This is a genomic window from Trinickia sp. (assembly GCF_036503415.1).
Classification (GTDB): domain Bacteria; phylum Pseudomonadota; class Gammaproteobacteria; order Burkholderiales; family Burkholderiaceae; genus Trinickia.
On the sequence record NZ_DASXWY010000005.1, the window covers coordinates 37,438 to 62,883 of the forward strand.

Sequence of the window (25,446 nt, forward strand, 5' to 3'; positions counted from 1 at the left end):
TATGACCGCATTGCTTGCGAGCGTTCGCTCGGAACAAGAGGCGCTTGCCGCCGCTCACGCCGGCGCCGAACTCATCGATCTCAAGGAGCCGCGCTCCGGTGCGCTCGGCGGTTTGCCCATCGCGCAGATCGGCAGGATTGCCGCCGCGCTGCGCGCACAGTATGCGGTGAAGCCGATCAGCGCGACCATCGGAGACATCGATAGCGAGGACGTCGACGAAGTAGCCGCGCGCGTCATGGACGTGAGCGCGGCCGGAGTCGACTACGTCAAGGTCGGCGTGACGCCGGGCGCCGGCGCGAAGCGATGCCTCGAAGCACTCGCGAGCCTGCCGGCCGCCGTGGTGCCGGTGCTGCTCGCGGACGCCGGCATCGATGCCGCGCTCGTCGCGCATGCCGCGTCGCTCGGATTCGTCGGCGTCATGTTCGACACGGCGGCCAAAGACGGACGCACGCTGTTCGATCATGTCGACGAAGAGACGCTCGGGCACTGGCTCGGGCTCGCGCGCAAGCAAGGCGCGATGAGCGGCATCGCCGGATCGCTCGGCTGGGCGCAACTCGAGCGCATTCGCGCGCTCGCGCCCGATATCGCGGGTTTTCGCGGTGCGCTGTGCGTGGACGGACGCGGCTCGTCGCTCGATCCGCAGCGGGTGACGCAGTGGGCGCAGGCGCTGCATCGGCCCGCTGCCACGCTCGCCGAAGGCGCACCCGGCGCCGCGCCGAGGCCCGCCCCGCACGCCTGAACGGGCGGCTCGCGCACGATCGAGCCGCGGAGATTGCCCGCCGGCTCGATTCGCGGCGCGCTGCGCGCGAAACGCGCCCTCAGGCCGCGCCGCCGACGCGGTCCGCGGCCCACGCGGCCGGCAGGTTCAGCAGCCGCTCATGGACGCGTTCGATGTCGTCCTTGTTGAAAAACTCCACCAGGTAGTTGGCATCCTTGACGTAACCGAGAAACCGCCGGTCCACGATGCCGCTCGAGGCGAGCGATTCGATCGGCTCGCCAAGCTCGATCGGGCAGGACTTCACCACGATCAGGCGCTCTGCGTTGAGCATCGTCGACAGCCACGCCGCGAGGCTGTCCGAGGTCGTATCCCAGTTGCTCATCGCATCGGGCTCGTCGCGCATCAGTGCGGTCGGGACCCAGATCGCCACGCGGCCGTCGCGCAACGCGCGGCGGACTTTCGCCTCGCTCGAGGCCAGCACGAGCTCGGGCGAAAGCCCCTGCATCATCAGTGCGTACTGCGTCATCGCCAGCAGACACATGTTGTGAGCGGCAAGGTCGTTGAAACGCCATTCGGCCTGGTATTGCCGCACCTTGTCGGCGAAATCGCCGCCGCCCGGCACGATCACGACCCGGCCACCGCCCATCTCCGCGAGCTCCGTCAGCCAGCCGCGCAGCGCCGGGTCGTGACTGAGGCTGCCCCCGATCTTGACCACCCACATGATCTTCCTCGCATCGATGATTGCTGTTTGCTGATGTCCCACCCCGGTGCGCCGGTGTTCGCGTCAGGTACGACGCGCCGCCACGCCCGGCGCGCTTGCGTCGAACGGCGAGGCGCGGGCCGCCAATAGCGCGAGCGCCACGCTCGGCGCGCACGTGGCGGCCCAGTCGCCGCACTGACCCGATGCGCCCGTCAGCGCGCCGATATCGACGTACGGCCGGCCACGCTCCCGCGCCAGCGCCGCGACGAGGAAGCGCCCGCATCCGGCCCCGACGAGCGGCGCCGATGCGAGCCCGTCGTGGTGGCCCTCGACGCGCTCGAGGTTGAGGCCGGTTTGCGCCAGCTGCAGCGTGCGCCACCTGAGCGCGAAGCGCAGCCAGTCGGCGTCGCTCGCCTCGCGCGCATCGCGGCCGATCATGCGGGCAAGGCGCACGCGGCTCGCCGCCTCCGTCTTCGGGCCGCCGTCGGCGCTCGCGTGCACGTCATGCGCCGCATCGAGTTCGCCCGTGAGGCGGTAGACGTCGGCCGTCGTCGCGAACCACTCGTTCATGACGTTGACGAAGGTACCGCCGAACGCGACCCGTTGCGCCAGTCCACACAGTGGCGTGCGCACCACGCCTTGATACACGAGTTCGCCGGTGGCGAGCCGGCCCGCATCGTCTCTCGCCTGAGCCACCACCCGTCCATTCGAGATCGGTACGATGTCGGTCGTCGTGCTGCCGATATCGACGAGCACCGCGTCGGGCAAGCGCGTTGCGAGCCAACTGGCCGTTGCGAGCCAGTTCGCGGAGGCCACCTGCCGCCACGCATCGGCGCAATGTTGCGCGCTGAGCCACCCGGCATCGCCGCCGTAGAACCGCACGTGCGGGCCCAGCCGTGCGGCGAGCGCCTCGGCGATTGCGCGCACGCCTTCCTCTCGGCTCGCAAACAGATCGACCATCTCGCCCGTCATCGTCACGGCGTGCCGGACATCGGGGCCGGCAGCGGCGGGCCACCGGGCCAGGGCGAGGTCGATTGCCCGATGCAGATGGTCGAGCCCCTGCCATAACGGGCAGGCCCACTGCCCGACATCGTCGATGCGGCCGGACGTGCCCATTGCGCTGACTTTCAGATGCGCTCCGCCGACATCCCAGCCGAACGTGAGCGCGTAGGGCCCGGCGGCGACGCCCCGGCCGTTCACGGACGCACCCCGCATTCGGCCAACGCGCCGACAACGGCCCTGCTGGCGGGCCGCCCAAGCCTCACACCGTGTGCCGCGAGCAGCGCCTGGGTCAGCCCGCGGCCGCGCGTCGCGGCGAGTTCCGCATAGGCGGTCGTCAAGCGCGGATTGACCTCGATCACGACAGGACCGCGCACCGGGTGCCAGACGACGTCGACGCCGACGAAGCCGCGCAGGCCCGGCATCGCGTCGGCGATACGTCGTGCGAGCGAAGCGAGCGTGCGCCCGCGCGCGCTGCCGAGGTCGACCTGGTCCGCCCGCACGCCGCGGAACTCGACGATCCGCGCCGGCGCCCCCGGCGCGTGACGCAACGTCGCCGCTATGTCCTGACGATTGATGCTGAGGAGCTCGGCGCCCTCTTCGCGGCAAATCAACGACAGACTCAGTGGCTCGCCGTCGACCCATGCCTGGAGCACGGGGTTTCGGCCGACCGCCGCGCGCGAGTCGTATTCCGCGCATGCGGCGGGAAACGAATCGAAGATGAATGTGTCGAGCGCACCTGCGCCGTCGTCGGGTTTGACCACCCACGAGCCGGCGTCGCACTCGCTGCGCCGCGAGGCCTCCGGGGCCCCGGCCGGCTCGACGGGCGAGAGCGCCGGCGTTGTCGCGATGCCCGACGCAGCCAGACGGCAAGCGGTCGCGCGCTTGCTCGATGCGATCCGGATAGCCTCGCGCGAGCAGCCCAGCCAACGTTCGTTTCCGACGGCATCGTGCAGCTCGAGCAACAAGCCGTCGCATTCGGGGGCGATGACCCACGTGTAATCGTGCTCGCGCGCCAGGCGGCCCACGAAGGCGGGAATCGATTCGCCATCGCTGGGCAGACGGTACGCAGTGCCGGGGCGCGGCGTTTCGAAGCGCGAGCTCGCGTAAGTGACCTGCAGGCCGTCGATCTCCCGCAACTGCCCCACGAGCGCATCGCGCATCATCCGCCCTTCGCCGATCAACGCGCCGAGATCGGCGAGGCCGCCCTCGCCTGCCAACGCGGGATCGAGGCCGCCGCCGGTGAGATACTCGTACACGAAGATCTTGCTCAAAGGACCCACCTCATGCTGGTCATACCGGTTCTCGACTTGCTCGGCGGCCATGCCGTGCGCGCCGTGCGCGGCCGTCGGGACGACTACCGTCCAATCCGCTCGCCGCTCGCCGCCACGAGCGACCCGCTTCTCCTTGCACCCGCGCTCGCCGCCGCAAGCGCTGCCAGCACGCTCTACGTCGCCGATCTCGACGCGATCCTCGCGCGCGGCGATCATGCCCGCACGCTCGCGGCCTTGCGCGTCGCGATGCCCGACATCGAGATATGGCTCGATGCGGGCTTCGCAGACTACGACTCGATGCGCGCAACGTTCGCCCGCATCGATGAAGCCGCGACCTGCTCGGAGTCCGCGCCCCGCGCGCGGCTCGTCCCCGTGTTCGGGACCGAGTCGCTGCGCGACCCCAACGCGCTCGAGGCCGCGCTTGCCGATGGCCTTGCGCCGATCCTCTCGCTCGATTACCGCGCCGGCCAACTCGTCGCGCCTGCTGCTTGCGTCAGCGAGTTCGAGCGCGGCACAGGTTCGTGGCCTGCTCGCGTAATCGCAATGACGCTCGATCAGGTCGGCAGCTACGCAGGCCCTGATCTCGATACTTTCCAGCGCCTGCGCGACGCGGCACCGATCGGTACGACGGTGATCGGTGCCGGCGGCATCCGCGATCGGCGCGACCTCGCCGCGGCGGCCCAATCCGGCGCACCGGCATGGCTGATTGCTTCGGCACTGCACGACGGCCGGCTCGACGCTGAGCGCTAGGCACCGCCGAGCCGCCACGGCAGTGCGATACACAAGTTCCATGCCATCGGCAAAGGCCAAGGCGCGCCGAAAACCCGACACGACACCGCGGCGCCTGGCCTGTGACACTCTGCCCCAAACGGCAAACAACCTGTGCGCGCGGCACATAAGCAGCGCGCATGGCGTCGAACGCTATCGGTATCGGCTCGCTCGCGCACCGAACTGAAACCCCCGATCGAAATCGCCCGCGCGAAGCGAGGTACCGCGCCCTGCGATGGAACTCGGCATAGGCCTTGCTTGATGGCCCCGCATGCCCTACTCGTCTCCCGATCCTTCGAGCGCTGGAGCGCCCGGCGCCGCCGGGCCTGTCCCACCGACGACCGTGCACGACTGGACCTGCCCGTTCTGTCCGCTGCTGTGCGACGACCTGACGCTCACGGTCGAGGCCGGCGGCACGCTCACGGCTGCGCCTGGCGCCTGCAAGCGGCTCAGCGAATCGCTCGGTCGCTATCGCGCGGACGATGCGCGCAGCGCTGCGACGATCGACGGGCAGCCCGCATCGCACGACGAGGCGCTCGCTCGCGCCGCCCAGATGCTCGCCAGCGCGCGCCGGCCGCTCTTCGGCGGCCTCGCCACGGATGTCGCCGGCATCCGCGAGCTCTATGCGCTGGCCGCCGCGTGCGGGGCGACGCTCGATCATCTGCATGGTGTCGCGATGAGTACCGCTACGCGGGTGATGCAAGATCGCGGGGCGTTCTTCACCACGCTTTCGGAAATCCGCTCGCGCGCCGACCTGGTGATCTTCTTCCGTTGCTGTCCCTCCGAGCACTTCCCGCGCTTTTACGAGCGCGCGCTGGGTGTTGCCGGATTTGCGCGTGAGCTGGTCTTTGTCGGCTGCGAGGCGGACCCCGCGGCCAAGGGTCTGCCGAAGGTGCTGACCGAGACCATGCTGCCGCATCTCGACGCCTTCGATCTGGTCGCGCTCTGGTCTGCGCTGGCCGAAGGACGTCCGGCGGCCGCACTCGCTACGCTGCGCGACGACGGGCGCGCAGCCGTCGATGTACTCGGGGCGCTGGCCGCTCGCATCGCGGCTGCGCGTTATACCGTGCTCGTCTACGAACCGGCCGCGCTGCCCAGCTCGCAGCCGGCGCTGCTGATCGAAGGACTGCAGCGCATCGTCAAGGCGGTCAATCGCACGACGCGCGCGGGTGCGCTCGCCCTCGCCGGCGACGACGGCGCGCTCACGGCCAATCAGGCCGTCACCTGGCTCTCGGGATTGCCGCTGCCGCTACGGGTCCCGCGTATCGGGCACGATGAGCGCGGGGGTGGCCAGACCGAACTCGAGCACGACGCGCACCGCCTGCGAACCGATCGATTGCTCACTCACGGCGGCGCAGACGCGCTGGTCTGGATCAGCACCTTCGCACCCACTCGCTGGCCCGATGCGCTGGCCGCGCCGATTCCGGCCATCGTGATCGGCCATCCGGCGCTGGCCGAAGCGGCGAAGGCACGCGGCGCTTCGACGGTGTTCATTCCCGCGGCCACCCCCGGCATCGACGCGCCGGGACACCTCTTTCGCCTCGACGGCTCCGTCGTCGCGCCGCTCAAGGCCGCGCGCGGATTCTCGCTGGCGCCGATGGCCGCGATCGCGGCGGGCATCGCAGACCGGCTGGCTCGCGGCGACGCACATAGCGCGGGGAAAGCGCAGCCATGACCACGATTCGCTTGAAAGGCGGCATGCTCTACGATCCTGCGCACGGCGTGAACGGCGAACGTCGCGATATGGTGTTTCGCGACGGGCGTATCGTCGCGCACGAGGCCGGCGCCCCCGTCGATGAAGAGTACGACGCGACGGGCATGATCGTGATGGCGGGCGGCATCGACTTGCATTCGCATATCGGCGGGGGCAAGACCAATCTCTCGCGCTTGCTGTTGCCGGAGGACCATCGCCGCCGCGAGATCGCGACTGAGGGCGTTCATCCGGACATCGACGCTGCCGCGGCACCGGACACGGCAGGCCGCTATCTGCGGTTGCCTTCGTGCGGAACGTGTACACCCGGGACGCTGGCGACAGGCTATCGATACGCCGAGATGGGCTACACCGCCGCTTTCGAACCCGCCATGATGCCGAGCAATGCGCGCCACACGCACCTGGAGATGGGCGATACGCCGATCATCGATCATGGTGCCTACGTCATGCTCGGCAACGACGACCTGTTCATGCAGCTGCTTTCGGCGCATGAACACGAAGAGCGCATCCGCGATTACGTCGGCTGGACCATCGACGCCAGCAAAGCGCTCGGCGTGAAGGTCGTCAACCCGGGCGGCATTTCGGCGTTCAAATTCAATCAGCGCGCGCTCGATATCGATGAAGCGCATGTCCATTACGGTGTGACGCCGCGCGATGTCGTGCGCACACTCACGCGCGCGCTCACCGGGCTTCGCGTGCCCCACCCGCTGCACGTTCATACGAGCAATCTCGGCGTGCCCGGCAACGTGGCTTCGACGATCGCGACGATGGATGCGGCCGAGGGCTTGCCGATTCACCTGACGCACATCCAGTTCCACAGCTATGGCGTGGAGGGCCCGCGCAAGTTCTCGTCCGGCGCGCGGGCCATCGCCGAAGCCGTCAATGCACGGCCGAATGTCACGATCGACGTGGGCCAGGTCATCTTCGGCCAGACCGTCACCGCCTCGGGCGATACGATGATGCAGTGGCGCAACGCGCCCTTCGCGCAGCCGCGCAAATGGGTCCTCGGCGACATCGAATGCGATGCGGGCTGCGGCGTCGTGCCGTTCCGCTATCGCGAGCAAAGCTATGTGAACGCGCTGCAATGGATCATCGGACTCGAGATCTTCCTGCTCGTCGACGATCCGTGGCGCGTGTCGATGACGACCGACCATCCGAATGGCGGCCCGTTCACGAGTTACCCGCACTTGATCCGATTGCTGATGGACCGGACGTTTCGCGCGGAGCAGCTCGCGAAGCTGCATCCCGAAGCTCAGGTCGCGAGCGTATTGCCCCAGCTGCAACGCGAGTTCTCGCTCTACGAGATCGCGATCGTCACGCGCGCGGGACCCGCGAAATTGCTGGGACTCGCCGACCGCGGACACCTCGGCGTGGGCGCAGCCGCCGATATCGCCGTCTATCGCGACGAAGCCGACCGCGAGCGGATGTTCTCGCGGCCGGCTTACGTATTCAAGGACGGGACGCTGATCGCCCGCGACGGCACGCTGCTCGCCGCCCCCACGGGCGGCATCCACTACGTGAGCCCCGAATACGATCGCGACATCGAACGCACGGTGCGCGCCTATAGCGAGCGGCATCTGACCACGAACTTCGCGCACTCGGCCATCAGCGCCGACGAGGTCTGCAGCTGTTGCCGCGGCGGCCGGCTGCTGCCCGTCGAATGCCTTGCGCATCCGCGCGCGGCGCAAACCGGACATTGACGGGCCGACGACGATGAGCCTACCGCGCACGATCAACGGCACCGTCATCGACGACACGTTCGCCGAAGCGTTTCCGATGAAGGCGACACGCCTCGTCATCACGGCGCATACGCCCATATGGGCGCGCCACGCGGCCAATGCGCTCGCCGGCTTCGCCACGTCCGTCATCGGCTGCGGCTGCGAAGCCGGCATCGAACGCGATTGGCACGCCGACGAGACGCCCGACGGACGCCCCGGCGTATCGGTGCTGCTTTTCGCGGTATCGACGAAAGAGCTCGCCAAGCAACTCGAACGGCGTGTCGGCCAATGCGTGCTGACGTGTCCCACCACGGCCGTCTATGCCGGCATCGACGCCGCGACGAGCGCGGCGCCCCTGTCGGACGATGCCGGCATCGGCAGCCGGCTGCGCTTTTTCGGCGACGGCTGGCAGATCGCGAAGATGATCGACGACAAGCGCTACTGGCGCGTGCCGGTCATGGACGGCGAATTCCTGTGCGCGGATACCGTGCCGACCGTCAAAGCCGTCGGCGGCGGCAATTTGCTGCTGCTCGGCGAGCACATCGATGCGACGCTCGCCGCGACTGAGGCCGCCGTCGCCGCGATGCGCAAGCTGCAGAACGTGATCCTGCCGTTTCCAGGGGGCATCGTGCGCTCGGGCTCGAAGGTCGGCTCGAAATATGCCGGTGCGACGGCCTCGACGAACGACGCGTTTTGCCCGACGCTCATCGGTCTATCCGCGAAAAGCGAACTGACGGCCGATGTCGGCTGTGTGCTGGAAATCGTCATCGATGGGCTGACCGAGGCCGATGTCGGCGCGGCGATGACGGCCGGCATTGCCGCGGCGACAGCGCTGGGACGGCCTGCCGGCGTCGTGCGGATCTCGGCCGGCAACTACGGCGGCAAGCTCGGTCCCTATCACTTTCCGTTGCATCGCCTTTCGGAAGGCATCGAAGGAAGCCGGACCCCATGAGCACGACCACGTTACGTCTGAAGACATCGCCCGGCTTCGAGATCGACGGCTCGCCGCTTGCGCCCGACGCGCTTGCCGCGATGCCGCTCACGACGCTCGAACGCTTCGGCCTGCCTGCAGGCGGCGAGACGGTGGCGATCGGCGATCTTTTCGATGTGTCGCGAAGCGAAACGGACAGCAACGCGGGCGATCCAGCACCCACGCTCGTGATCGAGGGCCAGTGCGAATGGCTTTTGCGCATCGGCGCGGGCATGGCGCGCGGCACGTTGCGGGTGCTCGGCACGGCGGGCGACTACGCGGGCGCGCAAATGCGCGGCGGCACGCTCGCGATCGAGGGCGATGCCGGACACTTCGCGGCCTGCGAAATGCGCGGCGGACGCTTGAGCATCGCGGGCAACTGCGGCGATTTCGCCGCCGCGGCGCGGGCGGGCGAGATGGAGGGCATGACAGGCGGCACGCTCGCGATCGGCGGCAACGCCGGCGAACGCCTCGCGGACCGCATGCGGCGCGGGCTGGTGACGGTCGGCGGCAATGCGGGTGCCTTTGCGGCGTCGCGGCTCGTCGCCGGCACGATCTGCGTGGCCGGACAAGTCGGGGACCATTACGGCTATGGCATGCGCCGAGGCACGCTCGTGCTCGCCCATGCGCCTGCCGCACTGCCCGCGACCTTCGTCGCGGGCGGGCGCGGCTTCGACGTGTTTTGGGCACTGCTCGTGAAGAGCCTTTCGCGCGAAGCGGCGCCGTTTTCGCGCCTCGCCCGGGACAAGCTGCCTCGGCGCTATGCCGGCGATCTGGCGGTGGACGGCCGAGGGGAAATACTGATCGTCGCATGACGCGCGCGATCGAACTCACGAGCGCTGCGGCGCTCAATGGAGAGAGAGCCGACAGCATCATTCGGGACACGACCATGAGGACCACTGCCGAACCGACTTCCGATCGCCATCGCGACGTGCCGTCTGACGCGTACCGCTTCGCGGCACCGCTCATGGTGCTGCATTGGCTGATCGCATTCGGGATCATTGCGCTGATTGCGCTGGGGCTGTACATGGTCGGTCTGCCCAAAGGGTTGCCCGTCAAAGCGACGCTCATCAATCTTCACAAGTCGCTCGGGCTAACGGTTTTCCTGCTTGTGCTTTTACGCATCCTGGTGCGCGTGGTCGTCGGAAGGCCGCCGCTGCCGCCGATGCGACCGTGGCAACGCGCCGCCGCGCGCACGACGCAGGTCTTTTTATTCGCAGGGATGGTCGCGCTGCCGGTCACCGGCTATCTCGGCTCCTCGTTCAACACTTATGGCACGCGCTGGTGGGGCCTGACGCTGCCGAAATGGGGCTGGGACGACCCCGGGTTGCGCGCGATCTTCTTCGGTGGGCATACTGTACTGGCTTACATGATGATCGGGCTCGTCGCGCTGCACATCGCCGGGGTGTTCAAGCATCAATGGATCGATCGCGACGGCTTGCTGTTCACCATGCTGCCGCGGCGGTCCAAACCGCATAAAGGGGGCGCCCAGCGCCCACATACGGGATGAAAATCAAAGTACTGGGTTCGGCCGCCGGCGGCGGATTTCCTCAGTGGAATTGCAATTGCCATAACTGTGACGGGGTGCGGCGCGGCACCGTCAAGGCGAAGCGCCGCACTCAATCGTCGATTGCCGTCAGCGCGAACGGCGAGGACTGGCTGCTCGTCAACGCATCGCCCGATCTGCTCGCGCAAATCGCCGCCAGTCCCGAGCTGCAGCCCGCGCGGCAGCCGCGCGACACCGGCATCGCGGCTGTGCTCGTCATGGACGCGCAGATCGATCACGTGACGGGCCTGCTGATGCTGCGCGAGCGCGGCACGCCGTTGCCGCTCTACGCGACGCCGGCCGTCTGGCAAGATCTGAGCACGGGTTTCCCGATCGGCCCGATCCTCTCGCACTACTGCGGCGTGGAACATCATGCCATCGCGCTCGACGGCGCACCGATCGAGCTCGCCGCGCTGCCGCGCGTGCGCATCGATCCGTTGCCGCTCACGAGCAAGGCGCCGCCTTATTCGCCGCATCGCGAGGCACCGGAGCGCGGCGACAACATCGGGCTCGTCATCACGAATCTCGATACGGGCAAGCGCGCGTTTTACGCGCCTGGGCTCGGCGTGCTCGAACCTCATGTACTGGCGGCCATGCAGGAGATGGATCTGCTGCTCGTCGACGGTACGACCTGGACGAACGATGAAATGATTCGTCTCGGTTTTTCGAAAAAGACCGCCGCGGACATGGGCCATTTGCCTCAATCGGGCCCGGGCGGCATGATCGAGGTGCTCGATGGAATCGGCGCGTCGCCTGCGCGGCCGGTGCGCAAGGTCCTGATTCACATCAACAACACAAACCCGATCCTGGTGGAAGATGGTCCCGAGCGCCGCACGCTCGCCGAGCACGGCATCGAACTCGCCGAAGACGGCATGACGTTCGAGCTCTAGTGCGCCGCGGTCCGCCGCCGCAAAACCAATGCGATGATGCGCTACAGGCTGGGCACGGGCGCAACAGGAGACGAAAACCGATGAACGTGAACGATACATTCGGCACGGCGCCCGTGCCTGCGGTCGATCCCGCGCTGCCGGCCTGGAGCCGGGAGGAATTCGAAGCGCAACTGCGGGCAAAAGGCGCCGGCTATCACATCCATCATCCTTTCAACGTGCGGATGACGAGCGGACAATGCTCGCGCGAGCAGATTCGCGGCTGGGTGGCCAATCGCTTCTATTACCAGATCAGGATTCCGATCAAGGATGCGGCCATCCTCTCCAATTGTCCCGATCGCGAGACGCGCCGCCAATGGGTCGTGCGCATTCTCGATCACGATGGCTACGGCGACAATGCCGGCGGAATCGAAGCGTGGTCTCGCCTCGGCGAAGCCGTCGGACTGACACGCGACGCGCTCTGGTCGCTCGAGCAGGTGACGCCGGGCGTGCGCTTTGCCGTCGACGCCTATGTCAATTTCGCGCGCCGTGCGCCTTGGCAGGAGGCCGTCTGCTCTTCGCTGACCGAAATGTTCGCGCCGCAAATCCACAAGGACCGGCTGGCGACATGGCCGCAGCATTATCCGTGGATCGACCCGGACGGTCTCGCCTATTTCCGTTCGCGCATTCCGCTCGCACAGCGCGATGTCGAGCACGGCCTGAAGGTCACGCTCGCGCACTTCACGCGCCGCGACCAGCAGGAGCGTGCGCTCACGATCCTGCAATTCAAGCTCGACATTCTCTGGTCGATGCTCGACTCCATCGAAAAGGCATTCCCGGCATGAACGCAACCTCGCATGAATCGAGCGCGGCGACACCCGCCGAGCGCCCCTCGCTCAAATCGGTTTTCCGGCTGCAATGGGAACCGGCGCAAAACGCCCATGTGCTGCTCTACCCGGAGGGCATGGTCAAGCTCAACCAAAGCGCCGCCGAAATCCTGAAGCGCTGCGACGGCACGCGCGATCTGCAGGCGCTCGTCGCCGAGCTCGAGCGTGCGTTCGAGACGACCGGGATCGAGGCCGAGGTGCGTGCGTTCCTCGCCGAAGCGCGCACGCGCGGATGGATCGCTTAGCCTGTCGCCAGGTCGAAATCGACGGAGCCATGTCATGACCGATCTCGTTTCTCCCGTCGCGGGTGCCACGGCCGACGACGCCCAAGCCGCCGGGGGCGTCGCTCCTCCGCTGTGGCTGCTTGCCGAGCTGACGTACCGTTGCCCGCTGCACTGCGTTTTTTGTTATAACCCGGTCGACTACGCGGCGAACCGGCAGGAGCTCGATACCGCGCAGTGGATCGCCGTGCTGCGCGAGGCCCGCGCGCTCGGCGCCGCGCAACTCGGTTTCTCGGGCGGCGAGCCGCTGCTGCGCGATGACCTCGAGGAACTCGTGGCCGTCGCGCGAGAGCTGGGCTTCTATACGAACCTCATCACCTCGGGCATCGGACTGACCGATGCGCGCCTCGGTGCGCTCAAGAAGGCCGGGCTCGATCACATCCAGCTGTCGTTTCAGGATTCGACGCAGGAGCTGAACGATTTCCTGAGCAGCACGCGTACGTTCGATCTGAAATGCCGTGTGGCCGAGGCCATCAAGCGCCATGGCTTCCCGATGGTGCTCAATTGCGTGCTGCATCGCTATAACCTGCCGCATGTCGACAAGATCATCGAGATGGCGCTCGCGATGGGCGCCGAGTACCTCGAGCTCGCCAACACGCAGTACTACGGCTGGGCATACAAGAACCGCGCGCAACTGCTGCCTACGCAAGAACAGCTGGTGGAGGCCGAAGCCGTCGTCGAACGCTACCGGCAATCGCATGGCGATCGCTGCCGGATCTTCTTCGTGGTACCCGATTACTTCGAGCGCCGCCCGAAGCGCTGCATGAACGGCTGGGGCGCGGTGTTTCTCGGCATCGCGCCGGACGGCACCGCGCTGCCGTGCCACGCGGCACGCTCGCTGCCGGGCCTTTCGTTCCCGAACGTGACCGATACGGCATTGGCCGATATCTGGTATCGAAGCGACGCGTTCAACCGATTTCGCGGCTTCGAATGGATGAAGGAGCCTTGCAGAAGTTGCGAAGAAAAAACAAAGGATCTCGGCGGTTGCCGTTGCCAGGCCTATCTGCTTACGGGCGACGCGGCCAACGCCGATCCGGTCTGCGACAAGTCGCCCGCGCACGCGCAAATCGTGCAGTTCGTCGAGCGGGCGAGCGAAGTCGCAGCCGGGGCGGGCGGTGCCACGCAACAGCCGATCTTCTTTCGCAACGACGCCAATTCGCGCAAGCTCGGCGGGCTTTCGCACGAGGCGGATGCACAGAGCGGGGGCGCATGCGGCACGCGCAACGAGGCTGGAGCCAAGTCGTGACATCGGTGCGCATTTGTCGGCGCCCCCACCCGGTCCACTACGTTCCCAGTACCGCCAGCTCCCGAACGCCCGACACGCTCTGCAGACTCTGAGCGTTGAGCAGGAACGACAAGCCCAGTGCGCGTTGCGCGCCGAGCGACTCATAAGCATAGAGCGACTGCCTGCGCCAACTGCTTTCGCCGGCGAGCACATGGCGGATATCGGCATTGATGCGTGCCAGCTCGCGTGCTTCGGCGGCGCTGAGCTTCGGCGGTCGCTCGTAACGCTGCTTCAGATGAAACAGGAAGTCGAGCCGCTTGGCCGCCTCGCCGGTCATATCCCAGCGCTCGCCCATCACCACGTTGCCGGCAGCGGAGCCTTTCTTGATCGCAACGATGATGTCGTCGAGCTTCTTCACTGCATCCTTGTCTCCGCCAAGAGCGGCAAGCCACTCCGCACGATAGCAATCGACATATTGCTTGAACTCCTTGAACGTGCCGAACTCCGTATCCCGGAACGTATGCTTCGGTACGATACGATCGCTATCGTGACCGATGCGCAGCGCTGCGTTCGTATTCTTCGCAAAGAGTTTTGTGCCGACGCCTATATACGGCGCCGATGGAAACGAGAAAGCCGCTAAATGCGGCGCATGGGCATGCCCATTGTGATGGGGCTGTGCACCCTGATGGAGTTGCGCGCCCGGCAAGCCCTCCACAATGGTGAACGCAACGGGCGTCACCCGCCCGCTCGCCACCGCTGCAACATCGATCCCGTGGTTGCCTGTCTTGTCGACGAGCCGCGATTGGGCCTTGTGAACCAGCGTCGTGCCTGCCGAGATCGACGGTCCCCATTTGGTCGCGGCGGTGCCGACCCGCGCGGTGGCGCTGGCGGAACCCGACGTCGCGCTAGTCCGGTCCCGGTTGTCGGTCCAGCTCACGGAGAGCGCCGGGTCTTTCCAGTAACGCTGCGCGAGGCCCGACCACATTTCTTCCGCAGTCCTCGGACGGCCGCTGTTCGGCCCCGAAGTGCGCAGCGCACCGAGTGCACCGAGCATCTTGGTGCGCCATGCGTCCGGGATACCCTGCGCTTCGTCATCGGATCGGCGGGTGCGAATCGTCACGCCACACGGGCCGCCCGTATTGCGGCTGCGGCGTGCTCCACCCGAAACGCCCAGCATGGCAAGCCCCTTCTTGCCGAATGACCATCCCGCGAAGCCGCCTATGCCGCCGTAAATGGCATTGCGCGAATCCGTGCCGATAAAAATGTGTCCGAAATGCTGATTCGAGCCGATGTCGATGACGGCATGCCGTCCTTTGATTGCGCCGAGATCGGGCAACGCGGCGACCATTGGCACGGCTGCCGCACTCGACAAGGCAGCGAGCGATTCGGACGTCACGCTCGCGACACCGTATGAGCCGCCGCTGCTCAAGCGGATGTCGTAGGTGTCGGGCATCTCTTTCGCGATCGCATCGATGGCATCGAGTTGCGCTGCGCTATCGCCGGGCTTCGGCCGCACGTCGACAAAGCGTGCTTCGAATGCACGGATTTTCTGAGCAACGGTGTCGGGCAGCAGCGAAGTATGCGCGCCCTCGTCACTGTCGGCGCCGCCGGCCTTGTTCGCGGGTCGCCGGGCATGCTCGCCCCAATCGCGCAACAGCGAGGGCGTCATCCTTTTTTCCAGTTGACGCAGGGCCGCTCGTATCGCTTCGCTATTGCGTCTACGGTCTCCCAGCTCCTCGCGCGGCAGCGGGGAAATCGTCTTGCCCGGTTGCGCCGAGGTCGAAGGAACCGCTTCTGTCTCGCCACCATGGTCGACCCCGAAGTAGGCCGCGCTCTCCTTCTTGCTAAGCGGTATTCGGTTCGGCGTGAGCGCGCGTGCGCGAACGGCGATCGCCTCCAGATCGGAGGACGAAAACCGATAGCTCGATCGCAACCCCTTCGATGCCATACGCTGATGCCACTGGTCCAACGCAGCGATCTTCAGCGCATATTGCACCTTTTCGGGGCTGGGTACCGTACTGTCGTTCAAGCATTCGAGGAGACGCGCCTTCACAGCGTCGAGCGCATCGGTGAAAAGGGCAAATTCGTGATGAGGCTGACGCAGCATCAGTCCGTTCGTCCCGAGGTTTTGCAGGGCCGAGAGCGGCGACTTGCGCATCCCGAAGAATCCGGACATCGCGCGTGAAACGAAGCTCGTTTCGGCCGCGCGGTCCGCGTACGTCAGGAGTTTGAAGAGACGATGCTGGCATTTCGAAAGGTCGGTTCCGGCTCCCTCGCGATCGAAGCCGTTGCGCCAGGCGAAGTAGGCTTCAGCCAGATGTCGAGGGCAATCGGCGGCTGGGGCGGCGCGAAGGAGATTGGCCGCCTTCAGCGCCTTGACGGCAAGCGTATTGGTCGGCTCGACGAGCCAGGCCGGCACCGGGTCCGAGGCCATGTCGATGGGTTCGACCCGGTTGCCTGACGAAGCGCGCGGCCGCTCCCGCTCCGCAATGGGCAGCGCGGCCTCGGCGATCGTCGAAAGCGCATCGAGGCTCGTTGGGCCGATCTCCGAAGCGGGTTTGTTTGCCAGCAAGACCTCGGCCGCGCGCAGCGCCTGGCGAAACGCTTCGCGCTGGATCTCGGCGCTCGTGGCGTCGCCATGCGCTTGCGGCGGCAACGTGTGCGGCGCGATCGCGAGCAGTGTCTCCATGCCGACGCCGCTCGTTCCCAGCGCGATTTGCAGTGCGAGCACGTCAGCCTGGACTCTCGGTGAGGCGGACGTATCGCCTTCGATGAGAGCCGTCAATGCAGCCTGTGCGCGAAGCGGGTCGCCATTCGTCGCTCGCGCAAGCGCGTCCGATACCATGATCGCGCATGTGCCGGCCTGGACGACCGCTTCGCCGCCACGGTCGTGCGCGGCCGTGTCACGCTCCAGCAGATACTTGCTCAACGTCTCGGTCAACCGGTCGATATCCCCTGCCTGGAACCATCCGTTGCGTACGACCTCTTTCCACTGTGTGTCGATGTAGCGTCGCGCGCCCTTCGGCGTGTCGATATCGACCGGTAATCCGAAGCGAATCTCGGCTCGCGTGGAGACCGATTTGTCTTGCGGTACGACGGCATCGATATTGCGTTCGTGTTTATGGCCCAACGAACGCGGCGGCTTGGGATCGTTCCCGGGCAGTATCGACGCGTCGCCCGCGGCCGCCTCGGGCTTTGGCTTCGCGCGCGTGGGTCGAGTCTTCGTCGTGCCGTAGAACGGATAAGCGATAGTCAACGACGTCGCTTTCAACGTGCGTTTGGATAGCGTTTTCAGGTTGGCGAACATGCCGCGGTCACCGCGGCGGTGAATGTCGGTGGATGCGGGCCTCGCCGACGCGAGAGAGCCATCGAGGAGCGTTGTCTCAAGGCTTTCTGCCTGAGCCGAGAGTGGCGATGCGAAAGGGAATACCGATCTGCTGCGCAACATTTTTTACCTCGCATTTTTATTGATGAGGTTGCTGCATGAACGGAATGCACGGACTGGAAGCGATGCGCCGGCCCGACATCCACCGAGGCATCACGGATGACATTTTTTTGTCAGACGAATTAAAGGCCGGTCTTGGCGAGAGAAAATCCGGCGAACGGAGCGAAATCGTCACGCTGCGTTCGCCGGCGTCGCGACGAACGCACGGTGCCTCGCATCGACTCGAGACGCGCGCGAACAAAGTCGTGGAAATCGAAGACCGAGCATCGATTCCAAGTAGCCAATGCGATGCTTGCGCGCGGCAATGGAACCCGGCACGATCAAGCCTCCGATGCATAGACGACGCAACCAGCGAGCGGGAATGGAGACTATGAAAAAGATCGCGCGTGCGATGCACCTCAGGCGACCGCCGAGATTCAGCCTGGTGCTCGCTGGCGCATTGACCGGCTTGTCGGCACCCGTGCTCGCACAGCAGACACCGGCTGCTGCCCCTGCTGCCCCTGCGGCGCCGACAAACTCGCCGCAATCGACACCGGCCCCCGTCTCCGGTTCGACCGTCCTCGCACCGGTCATCATTGTCGGCACCACACCGTTGCTCGGCCTGGGCACCCCGCTATCGCAGGTGCCCGCCAACGTCCAAACGGTCCGTGCGCGCGATCTGGACCGCCAGCACCGGGCGACCCTCGCCGATTACTTCGAGAAAAATCTGCCGAGCGTCGATATCAACGAAGCGCAAGGCAATCCCTATCAAACCGATGTCAACTATCGCGGTTTCACCGCATCGCCGCTGCTCGGAACACCGCAAGGACTCTCGGTATTCGTCGATGGCGTCCGGGTGAACGAGCCGTTCGGCGACGTCGTGAATTGGGACCTCATTCCCGAAGCCGCCATCGACACGATGCAGTTGATCCCGGGCTCGAACCCGACCTACGGTCTGAATACGCTCGGCGGCGCACTCGTCATCACGACACGCAACGGCAAGACGAGCCCCGGCGGCGAAGCGGAACTCACCGCGGGCTCATGGGGCCGCAAGACGGCGCAAATTCAGCAAGGCGGCACGCTCGGCGCACACCTCGATTACTACTTCACCGCAAACGCGGCCAACGACAACGGCTGGGCCGCACACAACGCGAGCCGCGTGCGCCAGGCATTCGGCAAACTGCGCTATACCGATGCCGATACGACACTCGCGGTTTCGGCGGGCGGTGCCGACAACACGCTCGAAGGGGCCCAAGCGCTGCCGCGTTCGTTTCTCGGCAACCCGAGCCAGCCCTACACCTTCCCCGATCGCAATCGAAACAGCGTCGGCTATCTGACGCTCTCGGGCGATCGCGCGCTCAACGACACGTTCCAGCTGAGCGGCAATGCCTATTACCGGCACTATCGAAACGGCAATCTGAGCAGCAATACCAACAGCGATTTCGGCACCGCCGACGCGACGGGCGTCATCGATACGCTGCAAGGTACCAATCAGCAATCGGTCGTCACCACCGACAGCTACGGCGCGAACCTGCAATTGACGACGCTCGGCACGATTGCCGGACACGACAACCAGCTCGTCACCGGTGTGTCCGCCGACATCGCGAACTCGCGCTACACGGCTGCCCTGCAAGACGCGTTCTTCAACGACCAACGCGAGGCCATCGGCATTGGCGGTTTCGCGCCGCAAACAGATGCGAAGACACGCAGCGCCAATTACGGCATCTACCTTTCGGACACCTTCTCGCTTTCGAAGCAGTGGACGCTGACGCTGGCCGGGCGCTACAACTGGTCCAGCGCACAAATCGGCGACGCGAGCGGCACGCAGCCGCAACTCGACGGCCGACACGTGTTTTCACGCTTCAATCCGGCTGCCGGCATCAACTGGAATCCGACACCGGCTTTCACCACCTATGTCACCTACAACGAAGGCATGCGCGTGCCGACAGCCATCGAGCTGGCCTGCGCCGATCCGAGTGCACCGTGCTCGCTGCCCAACGATTTTCTGAGCGACCCGGCGCTCAAACCGGTCATTTCGAAGACGTTCGAGATCGGAGCGCGCGGCAAACTGGGCGACGCGACGAGCTGGAGCGCCGCCGTCTATCGCACCTCGCTCAACGACGATATCCAGTTCATCGGCAGCGCCGGCAGTGCGCAAGGGTTCTTCCAGAATGTCGGCACGACCCGGCGGCAAGGCATCGAGCTCGCCGGGCGAACGAAGTTCGGTGGGTTAGGCATCGGCGCGAGCTACAGCTATGTCGATGCCACCTATCGAACGGCATGGACCGAACACAGCGCGAGCAATTCGAGCGCCGACGCGAGCGGCGATATCACGGTCAAACCGGGCGACAAAGTACCAGGCATTCCCGCACATACGTTCAAGCTGCGCGCCGATTACAGTGCGACGCCGAAGTGGGACGTCGGCGGGAACCTGACCTACCGCGGCAGCATCTTCGCCCGCGGCGACGAAAACAACGCCGACACGCACGGCAGGATCGCGGGCTACTTCCTCATCGATCTCGACACGACCTACCGCATGACCAAACAGCTTCAGGTCTTCGCGCGCGTGACGAACCTGCTCGACAAGCGCTACGCAAGCTTCGGCGTGCTGGGCGCGAATGTTTTCAACGGTCCGAATCACACGTTCGACGGCGCCAACCCGGTGAACGAACAGTTCGTCGGGGTGGGCGCGCCGCGCGGGATGTGGGTGGGTCTACGCTATGCGTGGAACTGATGCCGCGGCATACGCGCCGCGGCTCGCTCACAGGGGACGCTCTTACCGGGACTCGATCGACCCGTCGCTCGGCGGATAGGTGACGATGCCCCACGCAAGCGGCAGACTGCCGATCTGCTTGATCGGCGCGTAGGTCTTCGCGTCGAGCACATAGACGGCATCGGAGCGCCCGCACGCGAGCATCAGCTTGCTGCCGTCGGGCGTGAAGCTGAAGTGCCAGCAGCGCTGGCCAATGGGCGCGTCGGTGACATGCGCATAGGTCTGCGCATCGAAGACCTGCAGCGTCTTGTCACGCGCCGCAGCCACGATGATATGCTTGCCCGCCGGTCCGTAGGCGATACCGTAGGGGCCGAGCTTCGTATCGACTGTCTTCACCACGTGGTAATCGCTCGCATCGAGCACGACGAATTTGCTCAGCGATTCGAGCGTGACGACATAGGTCTTGCCGTCGGGCGACGCCTTGATCCCGCGGGGCCGCCCGCCCGCGGCCAGCTTGATGGTGGTGACCGGCTCGGCCGTATCGGTGCGATAGACCGAGACGGTATCGTCGCCTTCGTTCGTCACGAGCATCAGGCTGCCGTCGCGCGAGAACTCGACACCCTCCGTCTCATGCCCGCTCTTCACCGAGCGGATCACCCGCCACGTCTTCAGATCGACCACTGCGATCTCGGCGGGCGGCTTGTTCGCATCGTCGTCATCGCCACCGCCCTTGCCGCCCGCCGCGGACGGCTCGGGCTTGCCCGTATCGCCCGGCTCATAGGTGACATAGGCCCGTCCCCCGTGTACGCGCACATACTCGGGGTTCTTGCCGATCTTCACGTGCTCGACGACTTTACCCGATGCCGTGTCGATGGCGGCCAGCTCGCCCGTGTTCTTGTCGGCCACCAGGAGGCGCGTGCCGTCGTCGTTGAGGCCCAGCCCGCGCGGGCCGCTCGCGCCGATCGAAAACGTCTTCTCGAGCGTCATGCTGTCGAGGTCGATGACCCCGACCCCCGCCTTCTCGCTCGTGACGTAAGCCACCGGCGCCGCCGCGTGCGCGGCACTTGCCATGACGAGTGCGGCAGCGGCAATCGCGAGAGGCCTTGCCGCGCATGCGCGTTGATATCGTGTCTCCAGCATATTGTTCGTTCTCCGTGATGAATCGAGTGCAAGCTCGAGCGGCGGATGACGCCCGCCGTCAAGGTATCCCATTATCGGCAGCGGTGACAACGCCCCCGTCCGGGCGCGCGTCGCGAATCGCGCCCCGCGGGCGCCACGGTCGGAATCGAAGCGAGGCGAGGTAGCGCCCGACGAGCACGATGAGCGCAAGCATGGCGGGAATGCGGCGCACGTCCGTCGGCACGCGTTCGCGATGGGCGAAACGTACGTCGCGCAGCGCTCGCGCGAGCGAGTCGGCACTGCTCAAGCGCCGGTACGAGAAGCCGATGCGCGCGGCGACCTTCGCGAGATACTCGCCTTGCAACGCCGAAAGCTCTTCATGGCTTTCGGCCGTCGGCGAAGCGCGCAGCGACGGCGGGACCTGGACCACCTCCGACGCCCCCCAGAACCCGATGCGATTGCCGTCGGCATCGATCTTCGGAACCGGCGCAGGTTGGTCGCCGCCGACGCCGATCAGCCAACCGCCTACCCCCGGCAAGGCGATATCGACCTCGGGGGAGTTCGACGGCAAGATGGGCGGCGCCTCCTGCCCGTCGGTGAAGAAGACGACTTCGACGCCGCGCCCAAGCTCTCGCGCCACACGCACCGCCGAATAAACGCCGCCCTCGGCAATGCGGCTCCAGTTCGTCCAGCGCATGCGGCCATCGATGCCTTCGAGCGATGCGAGCAGCGCGTCGAAGTTGCGGCAAACCTCGATCGGCGGCATGAGCGGCAGCGTGGCTTGCCCCGTGAAGATGCTCCAGCCGATCTTCGAACCGCAGGGCAAGCGCGTGAGCGCCTCCCGCATGGTCGCCTTCGCGAACGCGAGCCGGCTCACCGGCGCGCCTGCCGCGGTCATGTCTTCGGTCTGCATGCTTTGCGTGATGTCGAACGTGACCATGTAGGTGAAGGTATCGCGCGGCAACTCGATACGCGGAAAGAAGAGCGCGATGGCGAGCAACACCGCCGCCGCGACGATTGCCACATCGCGCGATTGCGCCATGACGCGCACGCGTTCGCGCAGTGTCACGGCAAATCCTCGCTCTTTGCGCCGCGCAGCTTGATGTCGCGCTTGCTCGTCCCGTTGGCGGCATCCGTATCGGCGACGGTCTCGGGTGCGACGCGCAAGGCGCGCTCGAGGTTGTACCGCGCATCCCAATCGTCAGGCGCGACGCGAAGCAGCGCGCGATAGCGCGCCTTGGCCTGTTCGACGAGCGGCAGCGAGCGTAATGACTGGGCTGCGTCGCCCGCGCCCTGGCGAAGATACATATTGGCCAAATCGAACAGCGCCGCGCGGCCGATGGCGTCGTGCGGCCCGTCTTCGGCGAGCGCTTCGAAAACGCTGCCGGCCTCGCCATAGCGCTTGGCGGACGACAAGGCGATCGCCCATGCGAGTCTCGCCTCACGCGACGCGCCGTGTTTCTGCGCTTCCCCTCCAGGCCTTCGCGCAACGGTTGCAGCCACGCGCTCGCTTCCGGAAGAGACCTGCGCCTGCGATTGCACCGGTGCCTGTCCCTGCCCCTTCGCGGCGTCGGCAATAGCGGCCACCTCGCCGTTGACATGCGCAGCGTGCGCGAGCTTCAGTGCCTGAGCGCCCGCGTACACCGCACACACGAGGCTCACGGCGGCGAACGCGAGATGAACCGACCTGCGTCTCATGCCCAGCTCCTGACCTGAATCGCGCGCGAGGCGATCACGAGCGCGCAGCACACGAGGGCGAGCGCAAAGCACCAAGGGCTGCGATCCTGCCGCGGTAGACGTTCGACAAAGGAGACGGGAAAGTTCTGCTGGCGATTGATCTCATTCATCGCGGCCGTCATTGCGCCTGCATCGCCCGCCTGAAACAATCGATAAGGCGTTTTGAGCGTCAGAAAGAACCGATGCAGCTGGGCCTCCGGCGAGTCGCCTTCCGCTCGCGCGGCGCGATCGAGCTCGGGGCTGAACACACTGCTGCGCAAATAGATGAAGTAAAGGGCGATCCGGTTGCGCTCGAGCCCTTCAGCGATTCGCGCACGGGCCGCGGCATCGAGCAGCGCGCCGCCGTCGGACACGAGCACGATCGCGCGATGGCCCGTCCAGGGCCGTTCGTCGAACTGAGCGATCGCGGCGATGAGACCGCGGCCAAGCTGGGTGTCCGGCTGGCCGCGCCCGATCTTCGTCCCGTCGATCGCATCGCGGATGATTGCGTGATCGTAGGTGAACGGCATCGCGAGCACGGGGCTGATGCCGAACATCATGAAGGCCAGGCGATCGTTCGGGCGACCGTCGACGAAATCCGTCAGCGCGGCGCGTGCGACCGCGTTCTTCGAGACCCCCGACGTATTGACGCCTTTGCTCGCCATGACGCCGTTCATGCTGCCGCTGCGATCCATCAGGATCAGAATTTCCGCGCCGCGGCCGGTGCGCCGCGCTTCGAGATGAGACCGGCCAGGACCGGCGAGGCCCACCACGATGGCCGCGATGGCGAGCGCCGCCGCCACACGCGCGACGAATCCGAGCCAGCGTCCGAGCCGGTCCCGCGGCATCCAGGCCGCCCACGAAAACGGCAACGTCTCGCCGCGCCGCGGCAAGAGCGGCAGCAGCGCGAGCGGCAGCCATAGCAGCATCGCGGGCGACGTGAAGTCGAGAGACGCGCTCATCGATGCCGGTCCTTTTCCGCGCGATAAAGCGAACGCGTCAGCGCCGCGAGCACGGGCGGCGATGGCTCTACGGCAAGCCCGCCCGGCAGCTCGTCGGGCGTCAACGAGAAGAAGCGGACGTCCGAGCGCAGATAGAACTGCTCCAACTGCGGCCGCAACGGCTGCAGCCAGGGCGCGCGGGCGAGAAGCCGGGGCAACGAGCTCCGTTGCACGACGAAGCCCGCCGTTTCGTTCACCGCTTGATGGACGATCCGCCATGCTGCATCCGAATACTCGCCGCCGTCATTGGCCATCCCTTGCCGACGAAGCTCGCGCCAAGCGCGCGCGAACGGCAAGCGAGCGGCGTCACGGCGGTTTCGCGCGACCCACCACGCCAGCCACGCGAGGAGCGTGGCGGCCAGGGCGCCGAGGCCGATCGCGATGCGCCGCTCGATCGGCGCAACTGCGAGCGGCGCCGGGCCGCGATCGGGCTGCATCGCGGTCAGCCCGCCGGTGTCGAATGCGGCATCCGGTGCGAGCGGACCGATGCTGATCGGCCAGGCCGGAATGCGCAACACGTCGCCGGCGCGTGTGCGCAACGCAAGCGCCGGCAGTTCGGCTTGCGTAAGCGCGCTCGGCGCGTTCGTCACCTGATACGCGAGCAGGAGCCAGCGACTGCCGTCGGCCGCCGTTTCGATGCGAGCCGGAAGCCGCTCGAGCCAGACATCGACGCGGCCGCCCGAGGGCAGCACCGGTTCCTCGCCGCCACCGGAGCGCCCGGCCCCGGCAAGCCGCACGCGCTGCACGAGGACATCGCCGATCGTATGACCGAACGCGCGCGGCTCATCGACGTGGGCAATTGCATCGGTCGCAGCAACGCCCATCGTCGGCGCCCCGCCCCCCAGCGCGAGCGCAGCGCAAATCGCACATGCAGCCCGGGCCGCGAGCGAGCGTCGTGCCGCAACCCGTCCCGTCCTTGCGCGAAGCAAGCGTATGACGCGACTCATGCGCTTTGCTCCATGAAGTATTGCGAGAGCGCTTCGCCATCGAACCCGCCCTCGATGTAGAACGGACGCACGCTGCGCTTCGCGAACAACGCGTCGATCTGGCCGCGGCGGCGCGCCACCGCCTCGCGCCACGCGGTGCGCACGCGCGGCGAGAGCCACACGGTCCTGCGCGCGCCCGACTCGACGTCGTGGACCGCGAGCAGCCGACCATCGTCGGGTGGCGCGAGCTCAGCGGGGTCCCAAACGACGATCGGCACGACACAGGCATGCGCGAGCGTATCGAGCACAGCCGGCAGCGCATCGAGCGGCCAGTGGAAGTCCGAGGCGATGAAGACGAGCCCTGGGCGCCCCGCGAGCGGCATCAACGCGCGCGCAAGGCCCGCCGCGCCATGACCGTCGTGGCCCGTGCGCGCGGCGCGCAGCATGCCGGCCATGACCTCGCCGGCGCCGCGGCCATGGCGCGGCGGCATGAAGAGATCGTCGCGCTCCATCGCATCGAACGCGCTCATGCCCACCCGGTCGCCGGAGCGAAACGCGCTGAAGCCGAGTGCCTCGACGAAATCGGCGACGATGTCGAGCTTCGTGCGACGGGCACCGAAGCGCATCGAGGACGACACATCCACCACCGCGTGTACGGGCACGGCGACACGTTGCAAGCTCAGGCGCACGAGCCATTCGCGCCGCACCGATTGCACGCTGGCACGCAAGTCGAGGCGCCTCGGGTCGGGAAAGTCGACGAGCCGCGCATGCATGGCGAACTCCTGGCCCGCCCCCAGGCTCGTGCCCGGATGCGAGCCAGGACGCGAGCCGCTTGCGCGCCCCGGCAGGCGATAGTGGAATTCGGTCGGTCCGTTCATGCTGTC

The 25,446-nt window shown here is 66.6% G+C and carries 22 protein-coding genes; 12 read left to right on the top strand and 10 right to left on the bottom strand.

From position 1 onward, the window contains the following. Position 1 precedes the first annotated feature (1 nt). Complete coding sequence (locus VGL01_RS00470) at positions 2 to 739, top strand: (5-formylfuran-3-yl)methyl phosphate synthase (protein ID WP_331565975.1); 738 nt, start codon at positions 2 to 4, stop codon at positions 737 to 739. Positions 740 to 818: 79 nt separating this feature from the next. Here the strand turns inward: VGL01_RS00470 and VGL01_RS00475 are convergent, their stop codons facing one another. The 3 genes from VGL01_RS00475 to VGL01_RS00485 all read right to left on the bottom strand — a co-directional run bounded on the left by VGL01_RS00475 (position 819) and on the right by VGL01_RS00485 (position 3,691). Beyond that, a complete protein-coding gene (locus VGL01_RS00475) occupies positions 819 to 1,439 on the bottom strand; it encodes an aspartate kinase (RefSeq protein ID WP_331565977.1) in 621 nt (206 codons plus the stop codon). A 63-nt stretch (positions 1,440 to 1,502) separates the two neighbouring features. Beyond that, positions 1,503 to 2,618: a hydantoinase/oxoprolinase family protein gene (locus VGL01_RS00480; RefSeq protein ID WP_331565979.1), complete on the bottom strand. Its 1,116-nt coding sequence runs from the start codon at positions 2,616 to 2,618 to the stop codon at positions 1,503 to 1,505. Beyond that, entirely contained in the window at positions 2,615 to 3,691 is a 1,077-nt protein-coding gene (locus VGL01_RS00485; RefSeq protein ID WP_331565981.1) for an ATP-grasp domain-containing protein, read from the bottom strand. The genes VGL01_RS00480 and VGL01_RS00485 overlap by 4 nt, the downstream gene beginning before the upstream one ends. A gap of 12 nt (positions 3,692 to 3,703) precedes the next feature. Here VGL01_RS00485 and VGL01_RS00490 point away from each other — a divergent pair, with 12 nt between their 5' ends. The 10 genes from VGL01_RS00490 (at position 3,704) to pqqE (ending at position 13,684) form a co-directional block, all read left to right on the top strand. Beyond that, positions 3,704 to 4,441 carry a HisA/HisF-related TIM barrel protein gene (locus VGL01_RS00490; RefSeq protein WP_331565983.1) on the top strand — a complete coding sequence of 246 codons (738 nt, stop codon included), beginning with the start codon at positions 3,704 to 3,706 and terminating at the stop codon, positions 4,439 to 4,441. Positions 4,442 to 4,730: 289 nt separating this feature from the next. Next, positions 4,731 to 6,134, top strand: a complete 1,404-nt coding sequence (locus tag VGL01_RS00495) for a formylmethanofuran dehydrogenase (RefSeq protein ID WP_331565985.1) — start codon at positions 4,731 to 4,733, stop codon at positions 6,132 to 6,134. Next, positions 6,131 to 7,870, top strand: coding sequence for a formylmethanofuran dehydrogenase subunit A (locus VGL01_RS00500; RefSeq protein WP_331565987.1), 1,740 nt, complete (start codon positions 6,131 to 6,133; stop codon positions 7,868 to 7,870). Before VGL01_RS00495 ends, VGL01_RS00500 begins: the two co-directional genes overlap by 4 nt. A gap of 13 nt (positions 7,871 to 7,883) precedes the next feature. Then, the gene (gene fhcD, locus VGL01_RS00505) at positions 7,884 to 8,840 is read left to right on the top strand and encodes a formylmethanofuran--tetrahydromethanopterin N-formyltransferase (RefSeq protein ID WP_331565989.1); all 957 of its coding nucleotides are present in this window, start codon (positions 7,884 to 7,886) and stop codon (positions 8,838 to 8,840) included. Beyond that, positions 8,837 to 9,673, top strand: a complete 837-nt coding sequence (locus VGL01_RS00510) for a formylmethanofuran dehydrogenase subunit C (RefSeq protein WP_331565991.1) — start codon at positions 8,837 to 8,839, stop codon at positions 9,671 to 9,673. The genes fhcD and VGL01_RS00510 overlap by 4 nt, the downstream gene beginning before the upstream one ends. A 74-nt stretch (positions 9,674 to 9,747) precedes the next feature. Beyond that, positions 9,748 to 10,368, top strand: a complete 621-nt coding sequence (locus tag VGL01_RS00515) for a cytochrome b (protein ID WP_331565993.1) — start codon at positions 9,748 to 9,750, stop codon at positions 10,366 to 10,368. Then, entirely contained in the window at positions 10,365 to 11,294 is a 930-nt protein-coding gene (gene pqqB, locus VGL01_RS00520; protein WP_331565995.1) for a pyrroloquinoline quinone biosynthesis protein PqqB, read from the top strand. The genes VGL01_RS00515 and pqqB overlap by 4 nt, the downstream gene beginning before the upstream one ends. An 80-nt stretch (positions 11,295 to 11,374) precedes the next feature. Further along, positions 11,375 to 12,115, top strand: a complete 741-nt coding sequence (gene pqqC, locus VGL01_RS00525) for a pyrroloquinoline-quinone synthase PqqC (protein WP_331565997.1) — start codon at positions 11,375 to 11,377, stop codon at positions 12,113 to 12,115. Further along, complete coding sequence (pqqD, locus tag VGL01_RS00530; RefSeq protein ID WP_331565998.1) at positions 12,112 to 12,402, top strand: pyrroloquinoline quinone biosynthesis peptide chaperone PqqD; 291 nt, start codon at positions 12,112 to 12,114, stop codon at positions 12,400 to 12,402. The genes pqqC and pqqD overlap by 4 nt, the downstream gene beginning before the upstream one ends. A 34-nt stretch (positions 12,403 to 12,436) precedes the next feature. Further along, positions 12,437 to 13,684: a pyrroloquinoline quinone biosynthesis protein PqqE gene (pqqE, locus tag VGL01_RS00535; RefSeq protein ID WP_331565999.1), complete on the top strand. Its 1,248-nt coding sequence runs from the start codon at positions 12,437 to 12,439 to the stop codon at positions 13,682 to 13,684. Between the two features lie 37 nt (positions 13,685 to 13,721). On the opposite strand, the gene VGL01_RS00540 is transcribed toward pqqE, so the two are convergent. After that, positions 13,722 to 16,970, bottom strand: a complete 3,249-nt coding sequence (locus VGL01_RS00540) for a hypothetical protein (RefSeq protein WP_331566001.1) — start codon at positions 16,968 to 16,970, stop codon at positions 13,722 to 13,724. Between the two features lie 508 nt (positions 16,971 to 17,478). On the opposite strand from VGL01_RS00540, the gene VGL01_RS00545 reads away from it, so the two are divergent. Then, positions 17,479 to 19,821, top strand: a complete 2,343-nt coding sequence (locus VGL01_RS00545) for a TonB-dependent receptor (RefSeq protein ID WP_331566098.1) — start codon at positions 17,479 to 17,481, stop codon at positions 19,819 to 19,821. A gap of 42 nt (positions 19,822 to 19,863) precedes the next feature. On the opposite strand, the gene VGL01_RS00550 is transcribed toward VGL01_RS00545, so the two are convergent. From VGL01_RS00550 to VGL01_RS00575, 6 genes are read right to left on the bottom strand one after another with little or no spacing between them, the layout of a single operon-like run. Then, the gene (locus tag VGL01_RS00550; RefSeq protein ID WP_331566003.1) at positions 19,864 to 20,940 is read right to left on the bottom strand and encodes a beta-propeller fold lactonase family protein; all 1,077 of its coding nucleotides are present in this window, start codon (positions 20,938 to 20,940) and stop codon (positions 19,864 to 19,866) included. Positions 20,941 to 20,998: 58 nt separating this feature from the next. After that, a complete protein-coding gene (locus VGL01_RS00555; protein WP_414720133.1) occupies positions 20,999 to 21,988 on the bottom strand; it encodes an MxaL protein in 990 nt (329 codons plus the stop codon). Further along, positions 21,985 to 22,617, bottom strand: coding sequence for a hypothetical protein (locus tag VGL01_RS00560; RefSeq protein WP_331566005.1), 633 nt, complete (start codon positions 22,615 to 22,617; stop codon positions 21,985 to 21,987). The genes VGL01_RS00555 and VGL01_RS00560 overlap by 4 nt, the downstream gene beginning before the upstream one ends. Next, positions 22,614 to 23,597 (bottom strand): vWA domain-containing protein, encoded by a 984-nt coding sequence (locus VGL01_RS00565; RefSeq protein WP_331566007.1) that lies wholly within the window; start codon positions 23,595 to 23,597, stop codon positions 22,614 to 22,616. The genes VGL01_RS00560 and VGL01_RS00565 overlap by 4 nt, the downstream gene beginning before the upstream one ends. Further along, positions 23,594 to 24,583, bottom strand: coding sequence for a calcium incorporation protein MxaA (locus VGL01_RS00570; protein ID WP_331566009.1), 990 nt, complete (start codon positions 24,581 to 24,583; stop codon positions 23,594 to 23,596). The genes VGL01_RS00565 and VGL01_RS00570 overlap by 4 nt, the downstream gene beginning before the upstream one ends. Next, positions 24,580 to 25,440: an MxaS protein gene (locus VGL01_RS00575; protein ID WP_331566011.1), complete on the bottom strand. Its 861-nt coding sequence runs from the start codon at positions 25,438 to 25,440 to the stop codon at positions 24,580 to 24,582. Before VGL01_RS00575 ends, VGL01_RS00570 begins: the two co-directional genes overlap by 4 nt. Positions 25,441 to 25,446: the final 6 nt, after the last annotated feature.

Coding starts and splice junctions, on each gene's coding strand:
- VGL01_RS00470 (WP_331565975.1), top strand. CDS start 2: ATGACCGCATTGCTTGCGAGCGTTCGCTCGGAACAAGAGGCGCTTGCC.
- VGL01_RS00475 (WP_331565977.1), bottom strand. CDS start 1,439: ATGTGGGTGGTCAAGATCGGGGGCAGCCTCAGTCACGACCCGGCGCTG.
- VGL01_RS00490 (WP_331565983.1), top strand. CDS start 3,704: ATGCTGGTCATACCGGTTCTCGACTTGCTCGGCGGCCATGCCGTGCGC.
- VGL01_RS00495 (WP_331565985.1), top strand. CDS start 4,731: ATGCCCTACTCGTCTCCCGATCCTTCGAGCGCTGGAGCGCCCGGCGCC.
- VGL01_RS00500 (WP_331565987.1), top strand. CDS start 6,131: ATGACCACGATTCGCTTGAAAGGCGGCATGCTCTACGATCCTGCGCAC.
- fhcD (WP_331565989.1), top strand. CDS start 7,884: ATGAGCCTACCGCGCACGATCAACGGCACCGTCATCGACGACACGTTC.
- VGL01_RS00510 (WP_331565991.1), top strand. CDS start 8,837: ATGAGCACGACCACGTTACGTCTGAAGACATCGCCCGGCTTCGAGATC.
- VGL01_RS00515 (WP_331565993.1), top strand. CDS start 9,748: ATGAGGACCACTGCCGAACCGACTTCCGATCGCCATCGCGACGTGCCG.
- pqqB (WP_331565995.1), top strand. CDS start 10,365: ATGAAAATCAAAGTACTGGGTTCGGCCGCCGGCGGCGGATTTCCTCAG.
- pqqC (WP_331565997.1), top strand. CDS start 11,375: ATGAACGTGAACGATACATTCGGCACGGCGCCCGTGCCTGCGGTCGAT.
- pqqD (WP_331565998.1), top strand. CDS start 12,112: ATGAACGCAACCTCGCATGAATCGAGCGCGGCGACACCCGCCGAGCGC.
- pqqE (WP_331565999.1), top strand. CDS start 12,437: ATGACCGATCTCGTTTCTCCCGTCGCGGGTGCCACGGCCGACGACGCC.
- VGL01_RS00540 (WP_331566001.1), bottom strand. CDS start 16,970: ATGTTCGCCAACCTGAAAACGCTATCCAAACGCACGTTGAAAGCGACG.
- VGL01_RS00545 (WP_331566098.1), top strand. CDS start 17,479: ATGAAAAAGATCGCGCGTGCGATGCACCTCAGGCGACCGCCGAGATTC.
- VGL01_RS00550 (WP_331566003.1), bottom strand. CDS start 20,940: ATGCTGGAGACACGATATCAACGCGCATGCGCGGCAAGGCCTCTCGCG.
- VGL01_RS00560 (WP_331566005.1), bottom strand. CDS start 22,617: ATGAGACGCAGGTCGGTTCATCTCGCGTTCGCCGCCGTGAGCCTCGTG.
- VGL01_RS00565 (WP_331566007.1), bottom strand. CDS start 23,597: ATGAGCGCGTCTCTCGACTTCACGTCGCCCGCGATGCTGCTATGGCTG.
- VGL01_RS00570 (WP_331566009.1), bottom strand. CDS start 24,583: ATGAGTCGCGTCATACGCTTGCTTCGCGCAAGGACGGGACGGGTTGCG.
- VGL01_RS00575 (WP_331566011.1), bottom strand. CDS start 25,440: ATGAACGGACCGACCGAATTCCACTATCGCCTGCCGGGGCGCGCAAGC.